Below are 15,370 nucleotides of genomic sequence, written 5' to 3'. Positions count from 1 at the left end.
GGGGGCCTCCGGGGCGAAAACAGGATCAACTCGGCTTTCGGCGACCCGCGTTGCCGTTCCGGGATCATCAGGGTTAGATTTCTGGAAACTTCTCCAATTTCGAGTGGGGCTGGCTGACGTGTCGGAGCTGACGGGGAGCGGGGCCGAGCCGCTGGAGGCGGCGGATCCGCGCAGTATCGGGTCGATCCCGCTGGTGGGCCGGCTCGGGGCCGGTGGCATGGGGCGCGTCTACCTCGGCATCCGCGAGGGCCGGTACGTCGCCGTCAAGCAACTGCTGTCCTCCGTCGTCGGGGAGGACCAGGACTTCCTGCGCCGTTTCGGGCACGAGCTGGACAACCTCGCCCGGCTGCCCGAGGACGCCACCGCGCCGCTGCTCGACAGCGACCGCACCGCCACTCCCCCGTGGTTCGCCACCGCGTACATCCCCGGGCTCACCCTGAGGGAGGCCATCGCACTGCACGGCGGCCCGCTGCCCGCGCCGGCGCTGTGGCTGCTGCTGCGGGAGGCCGCGGCGGGGCTGGCGGCGGTGCACGCGCTGGACATGGTGCACCGGGACCTCAAGCCGTCCAACGTCATGCTGACCGTCGACGGTCTCACCCTCATCGACTTCGGTGTGGCGCGCGCCGCCGAACAGAGCCAGCTGACCCGGACCGGCATGGTCGTGGGTACGCCCGCCTACATGGCACCCGAACAGGCCTCGGGCCGAAGGCGGTTGAGCGGCGCCACCGATGTGTTCGCGCTGGGCTCCGTACTCGCGTACGCGGCGTGCGGTCAGCCGCCGTTCGGCGACGAGTCGGGGCACGGGGTGCTGTACCGCATCGTCCACGAGGAACCCGACCTGGAGCCGTTGCGGCAGCTGGAGCCGGACCTCGCCGAGCTCGTCGCGGCCTGCCTCGACAAGGACCCGGAGGGACGCCCCACCGCCGCCGAACTCCTCGAACGCGCCCGCGAGCACGGGCCGTTCACCACCCCGCTGTGGCCGGAGGCCGTCACCGAGCACCTGACCGAGCGGGCCGCCTTCGCCGCGGACGTCCAGCAGGCCGACGTACCGACGATCCCGCTCACCGGCGAACGGCCGGAGCCCGAGCGGGAGCCGGAACCGGAACCGGCTCCCGAGAAGGCCCCGGCTCCGGCGACCCCCGCTCCCCCGGTCACGGCCCGGCCGGAACGGGCCGCGCCGCGCCGCCGCACCCGCGCCCTCCTCGCCGTCGTGCCCGTCGTCGTGGTCGCGGGCGGTACGACCCTCGCCATCCAGCACCTTCCCTACGCCTCCGCGCTGCGGGCCGGGGCCGGGAACTCCCCGTCCGCCCCGGTCACGGCTCCGGCTCCGGCTCCGGCTCCGGCCGACCCGACGGCACCGGGGGCCGCGGCGGGTACGGCCGGCACGGCGGGCGGCAGCCCGTCGGGTACGGCGTCACCGGCGCAGCCGCCCGCCCAGGACCCGGGACAGGCCGCGGCCGCCGGGGGCGCGGGCGGCCCCGGCCCCGGCACCGGCCCCGGCACCCTCCCCGGCGGCGGTGCACAGCCCGGCTCGGGCGGCGCCGGGAACTCCGGCAACCCCGCGAACGCGGGCGGCTCGGGCAGCACGCGCCCCTCCGGCGGCGGGACGTCCACGGCGCCCACGACCCCGCCGCCCCCGGCCCCTCCCGCGTCCGGCACCTACCGCTTCCGCAACGGCAACAACAGCAAGTGCATCACGCAGGTCTTCGGGGCCTCGGACTACGGCGACTGCGCGGACGCGAGCGCCCGGTGGACCGTCCAGGGCGGGCCGGACGGCAGCTTCAAACTGGTCAACCAGCAGGGCGGCGGCTGCCTGTACGCCAACATGCTCAACCAGGCCGTCTTCGTCGGCGACTGCTCCCAGGACACCGCCCGGCTGTGGCGTACGGGGGCGGGCGGCAGCCTCCGCAACGACTTCAGCGGGGGCTGTCTCGACCTGGGCATGAGCGGCGGCCTGGTGACGAAGACGTGCGGCGGGGAGGCGTCGCAGCGCTGGACGAAACAGGGCTAGGCCGTCTCTTCCGGATCTTGCCTGACCCGCGCCGCCCGGCACCGCACCTCGCCGCCTTGGCGGAGCGCCCGAGTACGTCCAGTACAAAGGCGCCCCGCCAAGGCGCCGATGCACGGCACCGGACGACGCGGGCTTGACCAGCAAGATCCGAAAGAGACGACCTAGGGAGATTTCAGTGGCGGACGGGAGCGGTGCTCAGGCAGGCTGAGCCGCATGGTTTCAGTGGTGCAGAATGTGGCGATCGACTGTTCGGACGCGTATGAACTGGCCCGGTTCTGGAGTGAAGTGACCGGCTGCCCGTTGCATCCGGACGCCGGACGGGGCGACCGGGAGGTCCCGGTGATGCTTGCGGAGGGCCCGCTGCTGTACTTCAACCAGGTGCCGGAACCGAAGACGGTCAAGAACCGGATCCATCTGTGCCTGCGTCCGACGACCTCGCGCGAGGAGGAGGTCGGGCGGCTGCTGAAGCTCGGAGCCACCCTGGTCACCGATCGCCGACAGCCCGACGGTACGGGCTGGGCGGTTCTCGCCGATCCCGAAGGCAATGAATTCTGCGTCCTGCGCAGCGAGTCCGATCACGCCGCGACGCCTTCCTGAGCCTTGCCCTCAACCGCACTTGAGGTCCTACGGTCTCCTCATGACCTGCACCGCACCGAGAAGGGGCACGACATGACGACCCAGCAGATGTCCGACGCCGAACTCGCCGGACAGCCCGCCGCCTACTGGACGGGTACGGCCTACGAGGCGCTCATCGCGTACACCCGGGCCCGGACGGCCGAGAAGGGCTACACCCAGCCCCAGTTCTGGCTGCTGCGCAATCTGTCGGTGAACGACATCTCGCCCGACGGCGAGGGAATGACCCTGACCGAGCTGCGCGAGGCCATGGCCTCCTACATCCGGCACGAGGACGATCTGGCGGCGGAGGCCGAGGTCCTCCTGGAACGCGGCTGGCTGACCCGGGACCCGCAGCACCGGCTGTGGCTCACCGAGGAGGGTGAGCGGGCCCGGGTGGACCTCGCGCGCAACGCCCCCGCGATCCGTGCCGCCCTCCACGAGGGCATCGACGACGCGGACTACGTCACCACGCTGAAGGTGCTCCGGCGGCTGATCCACAACGCGGCCGGCCCGAGCACGCACACGCGGTAGCCGTGCCGTCGCTCGTCCGCAGGGTCTCGGTTCGCGACCGGCGCAGGCTACGTCGATCCTCGGCCATCGGTCTCGTGGGTGCCGCGGGGACGGGCGAGCGGATGATCTAATCTGCGCGCTATGTGGTCTCCTTTCCTCCGCTTCCTCGCCGTTCCCGGCAGGGCGGCGGTCCTGCTGCGGTCCCTCGCAGCCTGTGTGCTCGCGGCCGCGGCCTGGGCGGACGTACGCGCCGGGACGTTCACCGGGCCGGCGTCGCAGGGCCGGCTCGCGCTGTCGGCCACGGCCGTGGGCGCCGTCCTCGTCGCCCTGCCCCTGCTCAGGGAAGCCTGGTCGTACGCCTACGCCGGGGGCGCCGCCGCCATCGCCTCGCTGGTCTGCTCCGCGGCCGTGCACCTGAGTCACACCGCCGTCGGCGTCCCGTCCGCCTACGGGGCGTTCGAGCCGGTGGCCCTCCTGGTGGTACTGGCCTTCGTCGCCCGGCGGAGCCCGGCGCCCGCCACCGCGCCCATCGCCCTGCTGCTGGCGGCGGCCGTCGTCGTGCGCCCCTTGTCCACCGGCGTACAGGAGGGGAGCCTGACCGTCGCGTTCGGCCTCACCCTGGTCACCGTCCTGGTGGCGGGGGCGAGTGTGACCGCGCGGATGTGGGAGGCGGACCGGCGGCAGCGCGCCCACCGGATCCGGCTCGAACAGCGGATCGAGCTGGCCAGGGATCTGCACGACCACCTCGCCCACCACGTGACCGGCATCGTGGTGCAGGCCCAGGGCGCCCGGGCGGTCGCCGCCAGGCGGCCCGACATGGTCCTGCCCGCTCTGCAGCGCATCGAGGAGACCGGGGCGGAGGCGCTCGCGTCCATGCGGCAGATGGTCGCCGGGCTCCGGGCCGGCGAGAGCGACGCACCTCCGGCCGCGCCCGCCGGCATGGACGACCTGCGGGCCCTGGTGCGGGGGTTCGCCCTGAACGGCGTACCGGCGCACCTCACCGAGGAGGGCCCGACGGACACCGTTCCGCCCGAGGTGGCCGCCACCCTGCACCGCGTGACGGTGGAATCCCTCTCCAACATCCGCCGGCACGCACGCCACTGCCGCCACGTCAGCGTCCACGTGCGCGTCCGTCCCCACGAGGCCGCCGTGCGGATAACCAACGACGGGACGGCCCGGCCGACCTCCCGCCCGGGCTACGGACTGAAGGGCCTGCGCGAACGCGTCACCCTGGCCGGCGGCACCTTCCGTGCCGAGGCCACCGCCGAGGGCGACTGGCAGGTACGAGCCCGGATACCGCTCACTGCTCCCTAGGCCTTGCCGCGGCCGCCGCCCTTGGGGCGGCCGTTCGACGGCGGGTAGCCGGGCCTCGCCGGTATCGGGGGGCGGGGCGGCGTCGGCAGGGGCGGGAGGGCCGTTTCGTGGAGCCAGGCGGTGAACAGGTCGTCCAGCGGCTCGTCCGCGTAGCGGGCCACGTGGTGGGTGAGCGCCACCGTGGACACCACCCCGTGGCGGTGCACCGTGGCCCAGTCCCGCAGCATGCGGAAGAACGCGCTGTCGCCCAGCGCGCAGCGGATCGCGTGCAGGGTCAGGCCACCGCGCTGGTACAGGCGGTCGTCGAACATCAGCTTGCGGCCGGGGTCGGATAGCCGCAGGTCGCGTGGCTGCGAGGCCAGCAGCCGGTGTGCTGCGGTCGCCAGCTCGTGCGCGGTGCGGCCGCCGGAGCGTTCCGACCAGAGCCATTCGGCGTACTTCGCGAATCCCTCGTTCAGCCAGATGTGCCGCCAGTCGGCGATGGTCACGCTGTTGCCGAACCACTGGTGCGCGAGCTCGTGGGCGATGAGGCGTTCCGAGCCACGGACGCCGTCCACGTGGTTCACGCCGAAGGTGGACAGGCCCTGTGCCTCCACGGGGACGTCCAGTTCCTCGTCGGCGACGACCACCACGTACTCGCCGAAGGGGTAGGGCCCGAAGAGTTCCTCGAACAGGCGCATCATGGCGGGCTGCCGGGCGAAATCGCGGGAGAACCGCGCCAGCAGGTGCGCCGGCACGTGGGCGCTCTGCGGGACGCCGCCGAGTCCGGGGTCGCCCAGGAGCACCGTCTGGTACATGCCGATGGACAGGCCGACCAGGTAGCTGGAGGTCGGCGCGGACTGCTCGTAGACCCAGGTGGTCGTGCTGGCCTTCGTCGTGCGCGTGAGCAGCCGGCCGCCGGCCACGACCGCGTACGGGGACGGCGTGTTGACCGAGATGTGGTAGGAGGCCTTGTCGGCGGGCCGGTCGTTGCACGGGTACCAGGAGGGTGCGCCGACGGGCTGGCTGGCCACCAGCGCGCCGTCGGTCAGTTCCTCCCAGCCGATGCCGCCCCAGGGGCTGCGCACCGGCTTGGGGTTGCCCGCCCAGTGCACCTCCACGGTGAAGGCGGAGCCGGCGGGCAGGGGCTTGGCCGGGCGGATGCGGAGTTTGCCGCCGCGGTGGGTGTAGTGCGGCGCCCGGCCGTTCACCAGGACGCGGCCTATTCTGAACTCCGCCAGGTTCAGGTGGAACTCGGTGAGCGGCGCCCGCCCGGCGATCGCGCTCAGCCGCGCCGTGCCGGCGAGCCGGTTGGGACCGGGACGGTACTCCAGAGCGAGTTCGTACCGGTGCACTCGGTAACGGGAGTCGCCGTTGGCCGGGAAGTACGGGTCCGATGGCTCTGTTCTCTGGCCGCTCACTGCCGCTTCCGCTCCCTGCGCTGTGCTCGTACGACGTGCTGGTGTGCCGGTGCACCGGCGGTGTGCCGGTACCGCCCTGCTGCCTGCCGCGGCGCGGACGGCCCGGTCAGGACCGCCACGCCTCGATCGGGTTGCCCAGCCAGCGGGTGTCGGCGGGGACGGATTCCCCGGCCATCACGAGGGATGCGGGACCCAGTGTGCTGCGGGCCCCCACCGTGCTCCCGGGCAGGACGATTCCGCCCGGGCCCAGGGTGGCGCCCTCACGGAGCACCACAGTATCCGTCCTCAAGATCCGGTCGTGGAAGAGGTGTGTCTGCAACACACAGCCGCGGTTCACGCTGACCCCGTCGCCCAGCACGACCAGGTCCGTCTCGGGCAGCCAGTAGCTCTCGCACCACACGCCCCGGCCGATCCGGCCGCCGAGCGCGCGCAGCCACAGGGCCAGCACGGGCGTGCCGGGTACCGATCCGGCCAGCCACGGCACGGCCAGGACCTCCACGAAGGTGTCGGCCAGCTCGTTGCGCCACACGAAGCCGCTCCACAGCGGGTGCTCCCCGGTCCGGTGCCGGCCGACCAGCAGCCATTTGGCGGTCACCGCGACCGCGCAGGCGGCGCCTCCGGCGGTGAGCAGGACCGCTCCGGAGAGCAGCGCGGCTCCCCCGACGCCGAGGCCGCTCCGCGTGATCAGCGCGCAGAGCGCCGCCGCGGTCAGCACGGCCAGAGCGGCCGAGCAGAACACCGGGACCAGTCGGCACAGCTCCACCAGGCCGCGCGCCCACAGCAGCCGCGCGGGCGGCTCGTACGTCCGGCTCTGGTCGGCGTCGGCCGTGGACCGGGGCAGCCGGACCGGCGGGAGGCCCAGGTAGGAGCTGCCCTTCTTGGCCTTCTTCGGGGTGGCGGACAGGACGCCGACCAGCCCGTCGTCCGGCACGCTGCGGCCCGGGGCGGTCATGCCGGAGTTCCCGAGGAAGGCGCGGCGGCCGATCTCGGAGTGTCCGATGCGCATCCAGCCGCCGCCGAGCTCGTAGGGGGCGGTCAGGGTGTCGTCGGCGAGGAAGGCGCCTTCGCCGACGGTGGTGAGGCTGGGCAGGGCGAGCACGGTGGACACCTCGGCGCCCCGGCCGATCTTCATGCCGAGCAGCCGCAACCAGACCGGTGTGATCAGCCCGGCGTACAGCGGGAAGAGCGTCTCGCGGGACAGGTCCATCAGCTGGGTGACCGTCCAGGCCTGCCAGCCGATCCTGCTGTGCGTCGGGTGGGTTCCGGTCCGCAGGCCCAGGCTGAGCAGTCGTACGGAGACCAGCAGCAGGGCCGCGTACGCGAACCCGAAGGCGAGCGCCGCGGGCACCACCGCGAGCAGCGCTCCGCGCAGGGCTTCGGTGAGTCCGGCGCCGGCGGGTACGAAGCGGCCGGCCACGAGGAGGGCGGGCAGGGCGGCGAGCACGGGCAGGGCCGTGAGGCCGAAGCCGGCCGCCCCGTAGGCGGCCCGCCAGGGGAGTCCGCGCGGCGGGCGTGCCCGCGGCCAGTTGTGCTTGGCCTTGCCGAGCTTCCCGGCGGGTGCGCCGGCCCAGCGCTGGCCGGTCGGGATCTGTCCGACGACGGCGGAGCCGGGGGCCACCTCGGCGCGCTTTCCGACCCGTGCGCCGGGGAAGAGGATGCTGCGGGTGCCGACCACGGCGCCCGCGCCGACCTTGATCGCGCCGATCTCCAGGTGGTCCCCGTCGAGCCAGTGGCCGCTGAGGTCCACCTCGGACTCCACGGCGCAGCCGCGGCCGAGTCTGAGCATGCCCGTGACCGGGGGCAGGGAGTGCAGGTCGACCTCGGGGCCGATCTTGGCGCCGAGGGCGCGGCCGTAGCGTTCGAGCCAGGAACCGGTGAGGGAGGTGGCGCCGGCGCATTCGGCCAGCCGCTCGGCCGTCCACAGCCGCAGGTGGACGCTGCCGCCGCGCGGGTGGCGTCCGGCCTGCACGCCGCGCAGCAGGAGGCGGGCGCCGCCGGCCGCGATCGCGAGCCGGCCCGGGGGGCTGAAGAGCAGCAGCGCGCCGGCGGAGACGAGCCACCACGAGGCGGTCGGGGCCCACGGGAAGGCTCCGGAGCCGTGCAGGACGTTGCCCAGGGTCAGCAGGACGACCGTCCAGCGCAGGCCCACCAGGGTGAACAGCGGGAGCAGCAGGAGCGACTGCGCCACCTGGGAGCGCAGCGGGACCGGTGCGACGGTGCGGGCCGCTCCGTCGTCCTGGGCGGACTTCTCCAGGTGCCGGGCCAGCTTGCGCAGGGTGGGCTGCTGGTAGATGTCGAGGACGGCGGCGCTCGGGTAGCGGGTGCGCAGCCGGGTGGTGAGCTGGGCGGCGGCGAGGCTGCCGCCGCCGATCGCGAAGAAGTCGTCGGAGGCACCGGTGACGGTGACCCCGAGGGTCTCGCTCCACTGTTCGGCGAGCCAGGCCTCGGTCCCGTAGAGCTGCTCGGTGGGGCCGGCGGTCTCCAGACCGGGCAGCGGCCAGGGCAGCGCGTCGCGGTCGACCTTGCCGGAGGTGCGGGTGGGCAGCTCGGCGACGGGTGCGAGCAGCGGGACGAGGGCGGCGGGCAGCTCGGCGCGCAGCCGGGTGACCGCTGCCGCGTGGTCCCAGCCGTCCTGGGCGACGAGGTAGCCGACGAGCAGCTGGTTGCCGCTGCGCGCGGTGCGGACGGCGGCGGCCGCGCCCGCGACGCCGGGCAGGGCCTGGAGCGCGGCGTCGACCTCGCCCAGCTCGATCCGGCGGCCGCCGAGCTTGATCTGCTCGTCGGCGCGGCCGAGGAAGACCAGGCCTTCCGGTTCGGCGCGTACGAGGTCGCCGCTGCGGTAGGCGCGCTGCCAGCCGAGGGATTCGAGCGGGGCGTACTTCTCGGCGTCCTTGTCGGGGTCGAGGTAGCGGGCGAGGCCCACGCCGCCGATCACGAGCTGGCCGCTGCCGCCCATGGGTACCGGTTCTCCGGACTCGTCGACGACGGCCAGTTCCCAGCCGTTCAGCGGGAGGCCGATCCGGATCGGCTCCTCGCCGGTCAGGAGGGCGGCGCAGGCGACGACGGTGGCCTCGGTGGGGCCGTAGGTGTTCCAGACCTCGCGGCCTTCGGTGACCAGGCGCTGGGTGAGCTCGGGCGGGCAGGCCTCGCCGCCGAAGATCAGCAGCCGGATCTCGCCCAGGTCCTCGGGCTCCCAGAGGGCGGCCAGGGTCGGCACGGTGGAGACCACGGTGATCTCCTGGTCCACGAGCCAGGGGCCGAGGTCGGCACCGCTGCGCACCTGGGAGCGGGGTACGGGCACGAGGCAGGCGCCGTAGCGCCAGGCCAGCCACATCTCCTCGCAGGAGGCGTCGAAGGCGACGGACAGTCCGGCCATGACGCGGTCGCCGGGGCCGATCGGCTCGTCGGCGAGGAACAGCGCGGCCTCGGCGTCGACGAAGGCGGCGGCGCTGCGGTGGCTGACGGCGACGCCCTTGGGCTTGCCGGTGGAGCCGGAGGTGAAGATGATCCAGGCGTCGTGCTCGGGGCCGGGGCGGGAGGCGGCGGCCCGGGGGCCGGGCTCCGCGGCCCGGCCGGCGTGGATGCGCTGTCCGCCGCCGAGCACCGCCCGTACTCCGGCCTCGCCGAAGACCAGGTCGGCGCGCTCGTCCGGGTCCTCGGCGTCGACGGGTACGTAGGCGGCTCCGGCTGCGAGGACGGCGAGGACGGCCACGTACAGCTCGTTGGTCCCGGACGGTACGCGAACGCCGACCCGGTCGCCGAGTCCCACTCCGGCGGCCGCGAGGGCCCGGCGCCGGCGCTCGACCTCGACGGCGAGTGCGCGGTAGGTCAATCGGGTGGTTCCGTCGTCGAGGGCGAGCTCGTCGGGGTACGTCCGTACGGTGGCCTCGAAGATGTCGACGAGGGTGCGGGTGGGGGCCGCGGGCCCGGCGGTGAAGCGGGCGGACTTGCCGGACTCCTCCAGCGCCTCCCCGTCGTCGAGCAGAGTGAGTTCACCGCTCTCAGGTGTGACTGCCATCGGCCCTCGCGTCTCGTTCCCGGCAGCATCCGGGTCGCCGGCGGAGCCCGGGTCTGCCCAGGTTGTTCCGGCCCAGCGCCAAACAACCCACCAGTCTAGTGCGGTATCAAGGATTTTCTTGTTGAACCCTTGTGCGTGGCTGGGAAAAGACGGTATTCCGGCCACGGAATACGGTGCGCCCGCCCCTTCCGCGCGGCCGCGCGAAGAGCGAACAGGGGCTCGAATACCGTCGGCCGATATGACCGGTCGGGTGGACGGGGAGAGCGAGAAGTACGCCGGGAGGGAAGCCGAGGGTGGTGGGCACGCGCCCTACGCGCAGTCCGGGCACAGGCCGCGGTAGGTGACCTCGACCCCGGACACCGTGAAGCCGAAGCGCTCGGCGGCCGGGAGACCGGCCAGGGGGTCGTCCGTCGGGTGCACGTCGCGGATGAGGCCGCAGGCGGAGCACACCAGGTGCTGGTGCGGGTGGTGCGCGTTGGGGTCGTAGCGCTTCGCCCGGCCGTCGGTGGTGACCTCCACGACCTCGCCGAGGGCGACCAGCTCGCCCAGCGCGTTGTAGACCGTCGCCCGGGAGATCTCCGGCAGCTTCCGGGCCGCGCGGGCGTGCACCTCGTCCGCCGTGAGGTGTACGTGGTCGCCGTCGAGGACCTCGGCGACCACGCGCCGCTGGGACGTCATCCGCCAGCCACGCCCGCGCAAACGCTCCAGCAGGTCACTCATATCGGCCCACCTATTCAGGTTCGACGGGGTGCCCCGAAGTTTATCGGCGGACATCCGGAATCCGGTCGAATGTGGACCTGGTGTCCTTCTTGACTTGGATTCCGTCCATCGTAGGATCGGTTTCGTAGACAGCCAAGAGACAGGAAGACTCCAGAGCGGCAGGTGACAAAAACGTGACGGATCACCGCCGAGGAGCTGCCCGGTGCCGACACGAGTGCACCGGCCGCCGGCGTCCCACTGCGCGCAACCGTCCGGGACGGTGACCCCTCGGCGTCGAGGCGATGGACGAGGCCGAGCCCATTCGATCGGGGCCCTGTGCCCCGCGTCATCCATCGCATTCAGTCGCATTCAGTTCCTGAACACCGTGATCCGCCTGGTACGGAAGGATTCCCATGTCTGAGAACCATGATGCAATCGTCGCAGACGCCAAGTCGGAGGGTGGGGACGGCTGTCCGGTGGCGCACGAGCGGGCCCCGCACCCGACGCAGGGCGGCGGAAACCGCCAGTGGTGGCCCGAACGGCTCAACCTGAAGATCCTCGCCAAGAACCCGGCCGTCGCGAACCCCCTCGGGGAGGAGTTCGACTACGCCGCGGCGTTCAAGACGCTCGATCTTCCCGCCGTCAAGCGGGACATCGCCGAGGTGCTGACCACCTCCCAGGACTGGTGGCCCGCCGACTTCGGCCACTACGGCCCGTTCATGATCCGTATGGCCTGGCACAGCGCGGGCACCTACCGGATCAGCGACGGCCGCGGCGGCGCCGGGGCCGGCCAGCAGCGTTTCGCCCCCCTCAACAGCTGGCCGGACAACGGCAACCTCGACAAGGCCCGCCGTCTGCTGTGGCCGGTCAAGCAGAAGTACGGCCAGAGCCTCTCGTGGGCCGACCTCATGATCCTCACCGGCAACGTGGCCCTGGAGTCGATGGGCTTCCAGACCTTCGGCTTCGGCGGCGGCCGCCCGGACGTCTGGGAGCCCGACGAGGACGTCTACTGGGGCCCCGAGACCACCTGGCTCGACGACGAGCGCTACACCGGCGACCGCGAGCTGGAGAACCCGCTCGGCGCGGTCCAGATGGGCCTCATCTACGTCAACCCGCAGGGCCCGAACGGCAACCCGGACCCGATCGCCGCGGCGCGCGACATCCGTGAGACCTTCCGCCGGATGGCGATGAACGACGAGGAGACGGTCGCCCTGATCGCGGGCGGCCACACCTTCGGCAAGACCCACGGCGCGGGCCCGGCGGAGAGCGTCGGCGCCGACCCGGAGGCAGCCCCGATGGAGGCGCAGGGCCTGGGCTGGGCGAATTCCTTCGGCACCGGCAAGGGTGGCGACGCGATCACCAGCGGTCTCGAGGGCATCTGGACCAACACCCCGACCACCTGGGACAACACCTTCTTCAAGATCCTGTTCGGCTACGACTGGGAGCTGTTCAAGAGCCCCGCCGGGGCCTACCAGTGGCGGCCGAAGGACGGCGCCGGGGCGGGTACCGTGCCCGATCCCCACGACCCGTCCAAGACCCACGCCCCGACGATGCTGACGACCGACCTGTCGCTGCGGGTCGACCCGGCCTACGAGGAGATCTCGCGGCGCTTCCTCGCGAACCCCGCCGAGTTCGCCGACGCGTTCGCGCGCGCGTGGTTCAAGCTGACCCACCGCGACATGGGCCCGGTCGTACGCTACCTCGGCCCGGAGGTCCCGACCGAGACGCTGCTGTGGCAGGACCCGCTCCCCCCGGTGACGCACGAGCTCGTCGACGCCGCCGACGTCGCCGCGCTCAAGCAGCAGGTCCTCGACTCGAACCTGACGGTGTCCCAGCTCGTCTCGGTCGCGTGGGCCTCGGCCTCGTCCTTCCGCGGCAGCGACAAGCGCGGTGGTGCCAACGGCGCCCGGATCCGGCTCCAGCCGCAGAGCGGATGGGAGGTCAACGACCCGGACCAGCTGGCCGTGGTACTGCGTACCCTGACCGGTATCCAGGAGGCCTTCAACTCCGCGCAGAGCGGCGGCAAGCGGATCTCGCTCGCGGACCTGATCGTGCTGGCGGGCGCGGCCGCCGTCGAACGGGCCGCCCGGGACGGCGGGTTCGACGTGCAGGTGCCCTTCACCCCGGGCCGTGCGGACGCGACGCAGGAGCAGACGGACGTGGAGGCGTTCGCCGCGCTGGAACCGGTCGCCGACGGCTTCCGCAACTACCTCGGAAAGGGCAACCGGCTGCCGGCCGAGTACCTGCTGCTCGACCGGGCGAACCTGCTGACCCTCAGCGCCCCCGAGATGACGGTCCTGGTCGGTGGCCTGCGCGTGCTCGGCGCGAACCACCGGCAGACGCCGGACGGTGTCCTCACCACGACCACCGGGGTCCTCACCAACGATTTCTTCGTCAACCTGCTCGACCTGGGCACGACGTGGTCGGCGACCTCCGAGGACTCGACCGCGTTCGTGGGCCGCGACGTGGCCACGGGCCGGGTCAGGTGGAACGGCACCCGGGCCGACCTCGTCTTCGGGTCGAACTCGGAGCTGCGCGCCCTCGCGGAGGTCTACGCGAGCGACGACGCGAAGGAGAAGTTCGTGAGGGACTTCGTCGCGGCGTGGGACAAGGTGATGAACCTCGACCGGTTCGACCTCGCCTGATCGTGACGTCCGGGCCGTGCCCACCGGCCGGCCCGGACACCCGGCGTCCGGGCTACGGCTCCGCCTGGACGCGGCCCACGACGAGCCGGACGGCGCTGATCGTCAGGTCGGGATCGTGCACCTGTACGTAGTGGTCGCTCCCGGTGGCCAGGAAGTGCGGGGTCTGGGACCCCAGCTCCACCAGCTTCTGCTGGACCCGGGGCCACGCCCGCTCGAGGGTGTCCAGCAGGTCCTTCGGGGTCCCGGGCGGGGCGGCGAAGGGTTCCGTCTTGCTGAGGACGGCCATGGGGACCGCGGGCAGGGGGTGCGCGGCGGTGACGGCATCGATCGAGCCGTCGATGTCCACCCTCTCGAAGGCGGGTTTCGCGTCGAAGGGCGTGCCGGGCCGGTCGAGCAGCTCGCGGTACGCGGCCCACCGCGCGCCGAAGAGGGCGCGGACGTCCGTACCGAAGGCGTCGACGAAGACCAGGCCCGCCGTCTTGTCCGGGTGCCGCTGGGCGTACAGCCGGGTGATCATCCCGCCGAAGGAGTGACCGACCAGCACGTAGGGGCCCGGCAGGCGTGCGGACGTCAGCAGCCGGTCGAGGTCGTCGGCCATCGCGGTGAGCGTGCGGGTGCCGTCGACCGGTGTGCTGCGCGTGGTGAGGGCCGGCGGGTCGGTGTACCGGACGGTTCCGGGCCGGTCGTAGACGCAGACCCGGGTGAACGCGGCGACGCCCGGAAACACCGCCGGGGATTTCGGTACGGGCGGGCGGGTGTCGGTGAAGGTCCAGGTGTCGGAGGAGTCGTGCAGCCCGGATTCCAGTAGGACGAGGGGGCTGCCGCTGCCCTTGCAGCTCAGATGGATCTTCCGGCCGCCGCCCACGTCGACCTGGCCGGAGAAGTCACCGCTGGCCGGTACGGAGGAGGGCGCGGGCGGTGAGCCGCGCAGCGCCGAGGGGCCGCCGCACCCGGCGACGGCGGCCAGGGCCACCGCGGCCGCCACGACGGGCAGGAGCGGCATTCGGTGTCGCATCTCGGCCCTCCGGGTCCCTCGTCGGTGCCCCTCCCCCGATCATGCGGCAGGAGGGGCCGCGCGCCCGGCATTGCCGGCCGGGAAGTCGCGGCCCCTCGCCTCCGGGCCGCTACACGCCGCCGCCGGCAGCCACGAGGGCCATCTCCCGCTCCACGGAGCCGAGTTCCTCCTTCCGGTCCATGAGGACCAGCTGCTCCCGGTAGCGGTCCAGCGCCTTGATGAGCAGGAGGTCCCGGCTCGGCTCCATGGTGTACATGCGGCGGGCGGCGGCGACGGCCTCGGCCCGCAGGGCCAGCGCGGTCTCGGGCAGATGCGCGAAGTCCTGGCGGCTGTATTCGTACAACGCCTCGGCGAGCAGCGGCAGATAGGCCAGCGGACTCACCTGGACGAGCACGCGGTAGGCGGCGACCTCCTGCCGGGCCGGCAGGGTCTGTGATCCGAGGAGGGCGACCCGGGCTCGGAGTACCGCGTCGTGACTGGCGTGCGCTGAGTAAGTCATGACGGTGATTCTGAAAGCCGCACAGGGGTCCGAACAAGGGCAATCCGCTGTGCTCTCGGTCCTACGAAAACGGCCTCTGACCTGTCATGATTGGTACGTCTTCACCTCTCTGGCCCGCAGAGCGGGTCAGTAGCCGAGGAAGGACAGCCGGACCTGGCGGCGGGGGTTGTCCCGGTTGGTGTCCACGAGGGTGACGGACTGCCAGGTTCCGAGCTCCAGCAATCCGTCGATCACGGGGAGCGTCGCGTGCGGCGGGACGATCGCGGGCAGTACGTGGTCCCTGCCGTGGCCGGGGGAACCGTGCCGGTGCCGCCAGCGGTCATCGCCCGGCAGCAGGAATGCCAGGGCCTTCAGGAGGTCCTCGTCGCTGCCCGCTCCCGTCTCGATGACGGCGAGTCCGGCGGTCGCGTGCGGCGTGAAGATGTTGAGCAGCCCGCTCCGGCCCCGCGCCACCTCTCCGAGGAACGACGCGCAGGCGTCGGTCAGGTCGTGGACGGTCTCCCGGTCACCGGTCGTCACGTCGATGGTGCGTGAGGCGAAGATGTCGGCCATGACCGCATCCTCGCGCCCGGCCGCCCCGCAGGCCCGCAACCTCGCCCGGTGTCGGCCGACCGGGCGTACGGTGATCACCGGGGCCGGTACCG

Annotated in this window: 11 protein-coding genes; 5 read left to right on the top strand and 6 right to left on the bottom strand. The window is 72.7% G+C overall.

Annotation, left to right across the window (positions count from 1 at the left end; all coding sequences use genetic code 11):
- The first annotated feature begins 118 nt into the window (after positions 1-118).
- The 4 genes from JYK04_RS39835 (at position 119) to JYK04_RS39820 (ending at position 4,450) form a co-directional block, all read left to right on the top strand.
- Positions 119-2,011, top strand: coding sequence for a serine/threonine-protein kinase (locus JYK04_RS39835; RefSeq protein ID WP_189744925.1), 1,893 nt, complete (start codon positions 119-121; stop codon positions 2,009-2,011).
- A 213-nt stretch (positions 2,012-2,224) separates the two neighbouring features.
- Positions 2,225-2,608: a VOC family protein gene (locus JYK04_RS39830; protein ID WP_189744923.1), complete on the top strand. Its 384-nt coding sequence runs from the start codon at positions 2,225-2,227 to the stop codon at positions 2,606-2,608.
- A 72-nt stretch (positions 2,609-2,680) separates the two neighbouring features.
- Positions 2,681-3,157: a MarR family winged helix-turn-helix transcriptional regulator gene (locus tag JYK04_RS39825; protein WP_189744921.1), complete on the top strand. Its 477-nt coding sequence runs from the start codon at positions 2,681-2,683 to the stop codon at positions 3,155-3,157.
- 120 nt (positions 3,158-3,277) lie between these two features.
- Complete coding sequence (locus JYK04_RS39820) at positions 3,278-4,450, top strand: sensor histidine kinase (RefSeq protein WP_189744919.1); 1,173 nt, start codon at positions 3,278-3,280, stop codon at positions 4,448-4,450.
- On the opposite strand, the gene JYK04_RS39815 is transcribed toward JYK04_RS39820, so the two are convergent.
- From JYK04_RS39815 to JYK04_RS39805, 3 genes are all read right to left on the bottom strand, one after another.
- Positions 4,447-5,850, bottom strand: a complete 1,404-nt coding sequence (locus JYK04_RS39815) for a M1 family metallopeptidase (RefSeq protein ID WP_189744917.1) — start codon at positions 5,848-5,850, stop codon at positions 4,447-4,449. The genes JYK04_RS39820 and JYK04_RS39815 overlap by 4 nt on opposite strands.
- Positions 5,851-5,956: 106 nt before the next feature.
- On the bottom strand, positions 5,957-9,868 hold the full coding sequence (locus JYK04_RS39810; protein ID WP_189744915.1) for a Pls/PosA family non-ribosomal peptide synthetase: 3,912 nt from the start codon (positions 9,866-9,868) through the stop codon (positions 5,957-5,959).
- A 309-nt stretch (positions 9,869-10,177) separates the two neighbouring features.
- On the bottom strand, positions 10,178-10,588 hold the full coding sequence (locus tag JYK04_RS39805; protein ID WP_189744913.1) for a Fur family transcriptional regulator: 411 nt from the start codon (positions 10,586-10,588) through the stop codon (positions 10,178-10,180).
- 392 nt (positions 10,589-10,980) lie between these two features.
- Here JYK04_RS39805 and katG point away from each other — a divergent pair, with 392 nt between their 5' ends.
- Positions 10,981-13,212 carry a catalase/peroxidase HPI gene (gene katG / locus JYK04_RS39800; RefSeq protein ID WP_189744912.1) on the top strand — a complete coding sequence of 744 codons (2,232 nt, stop codon included), beginning with the start codon at positions 10,981-10,983 and terminating at the stop codon, positions 13,210-13,212.
- Between the two features lie 52 nt (positions 13,213-13,264).
- Here katG and JYK04_RS39795 read toward each other — a convergent pair whose 3' ends face one another.
- From JYK04_RS39795 to JYK04_RS39785, 3 genes are all read right to left on the bottom strand, one after another.
- Positions 13,265-14,227, bottom strand: coding sequence for an alpha/beta fold hydrolase (locus tag JYK04_RS39795; RefSeq protein ID WP_189744910.1), 963 nt, complete (start codon positions 14,225-14,227; stop codon positions 13,265-13,267).
- Positions 14,228-14,336: 109 nt separating this feature from the next.
- Entirely contained in the window at positions 14,337-14,726 is a 390-nt protein-coding gene (locus JYK04_RS39790; RefSeq protein ID WP_189744908.1) for a hypothetical protein, read from the bottom strand.
- 126 nt (positions 14,727-14,852) lie between these two features.
- Positions 14,853-15,278, bottom strand: coding sequence for a YjbQ family protein (locus JYK04_RS39785; RefSeq protein WP_189744906.1), 426 nt, complete (start codon positions 15,276-15,278; stop codon positions 14,853-14,855).
- Between the last annotated feature and the right edge of the window lie 92 nt (positions 15,279-15,370).

This window comes from Streptomyces nojiriensis (genome assembly GCF_017639205.1).
GTDB lineage: Bacteria > Actinomycetota > Actinomycetes > Streptomycetales > Streptomycetaceae > Streptomyces > Streptomyces nojiriensis.
The sequence above is the reverse complement of the archived record's forward strand: the minus strand, read 5'-3'. Positions and strand labels throughout refer to the sequence as shown.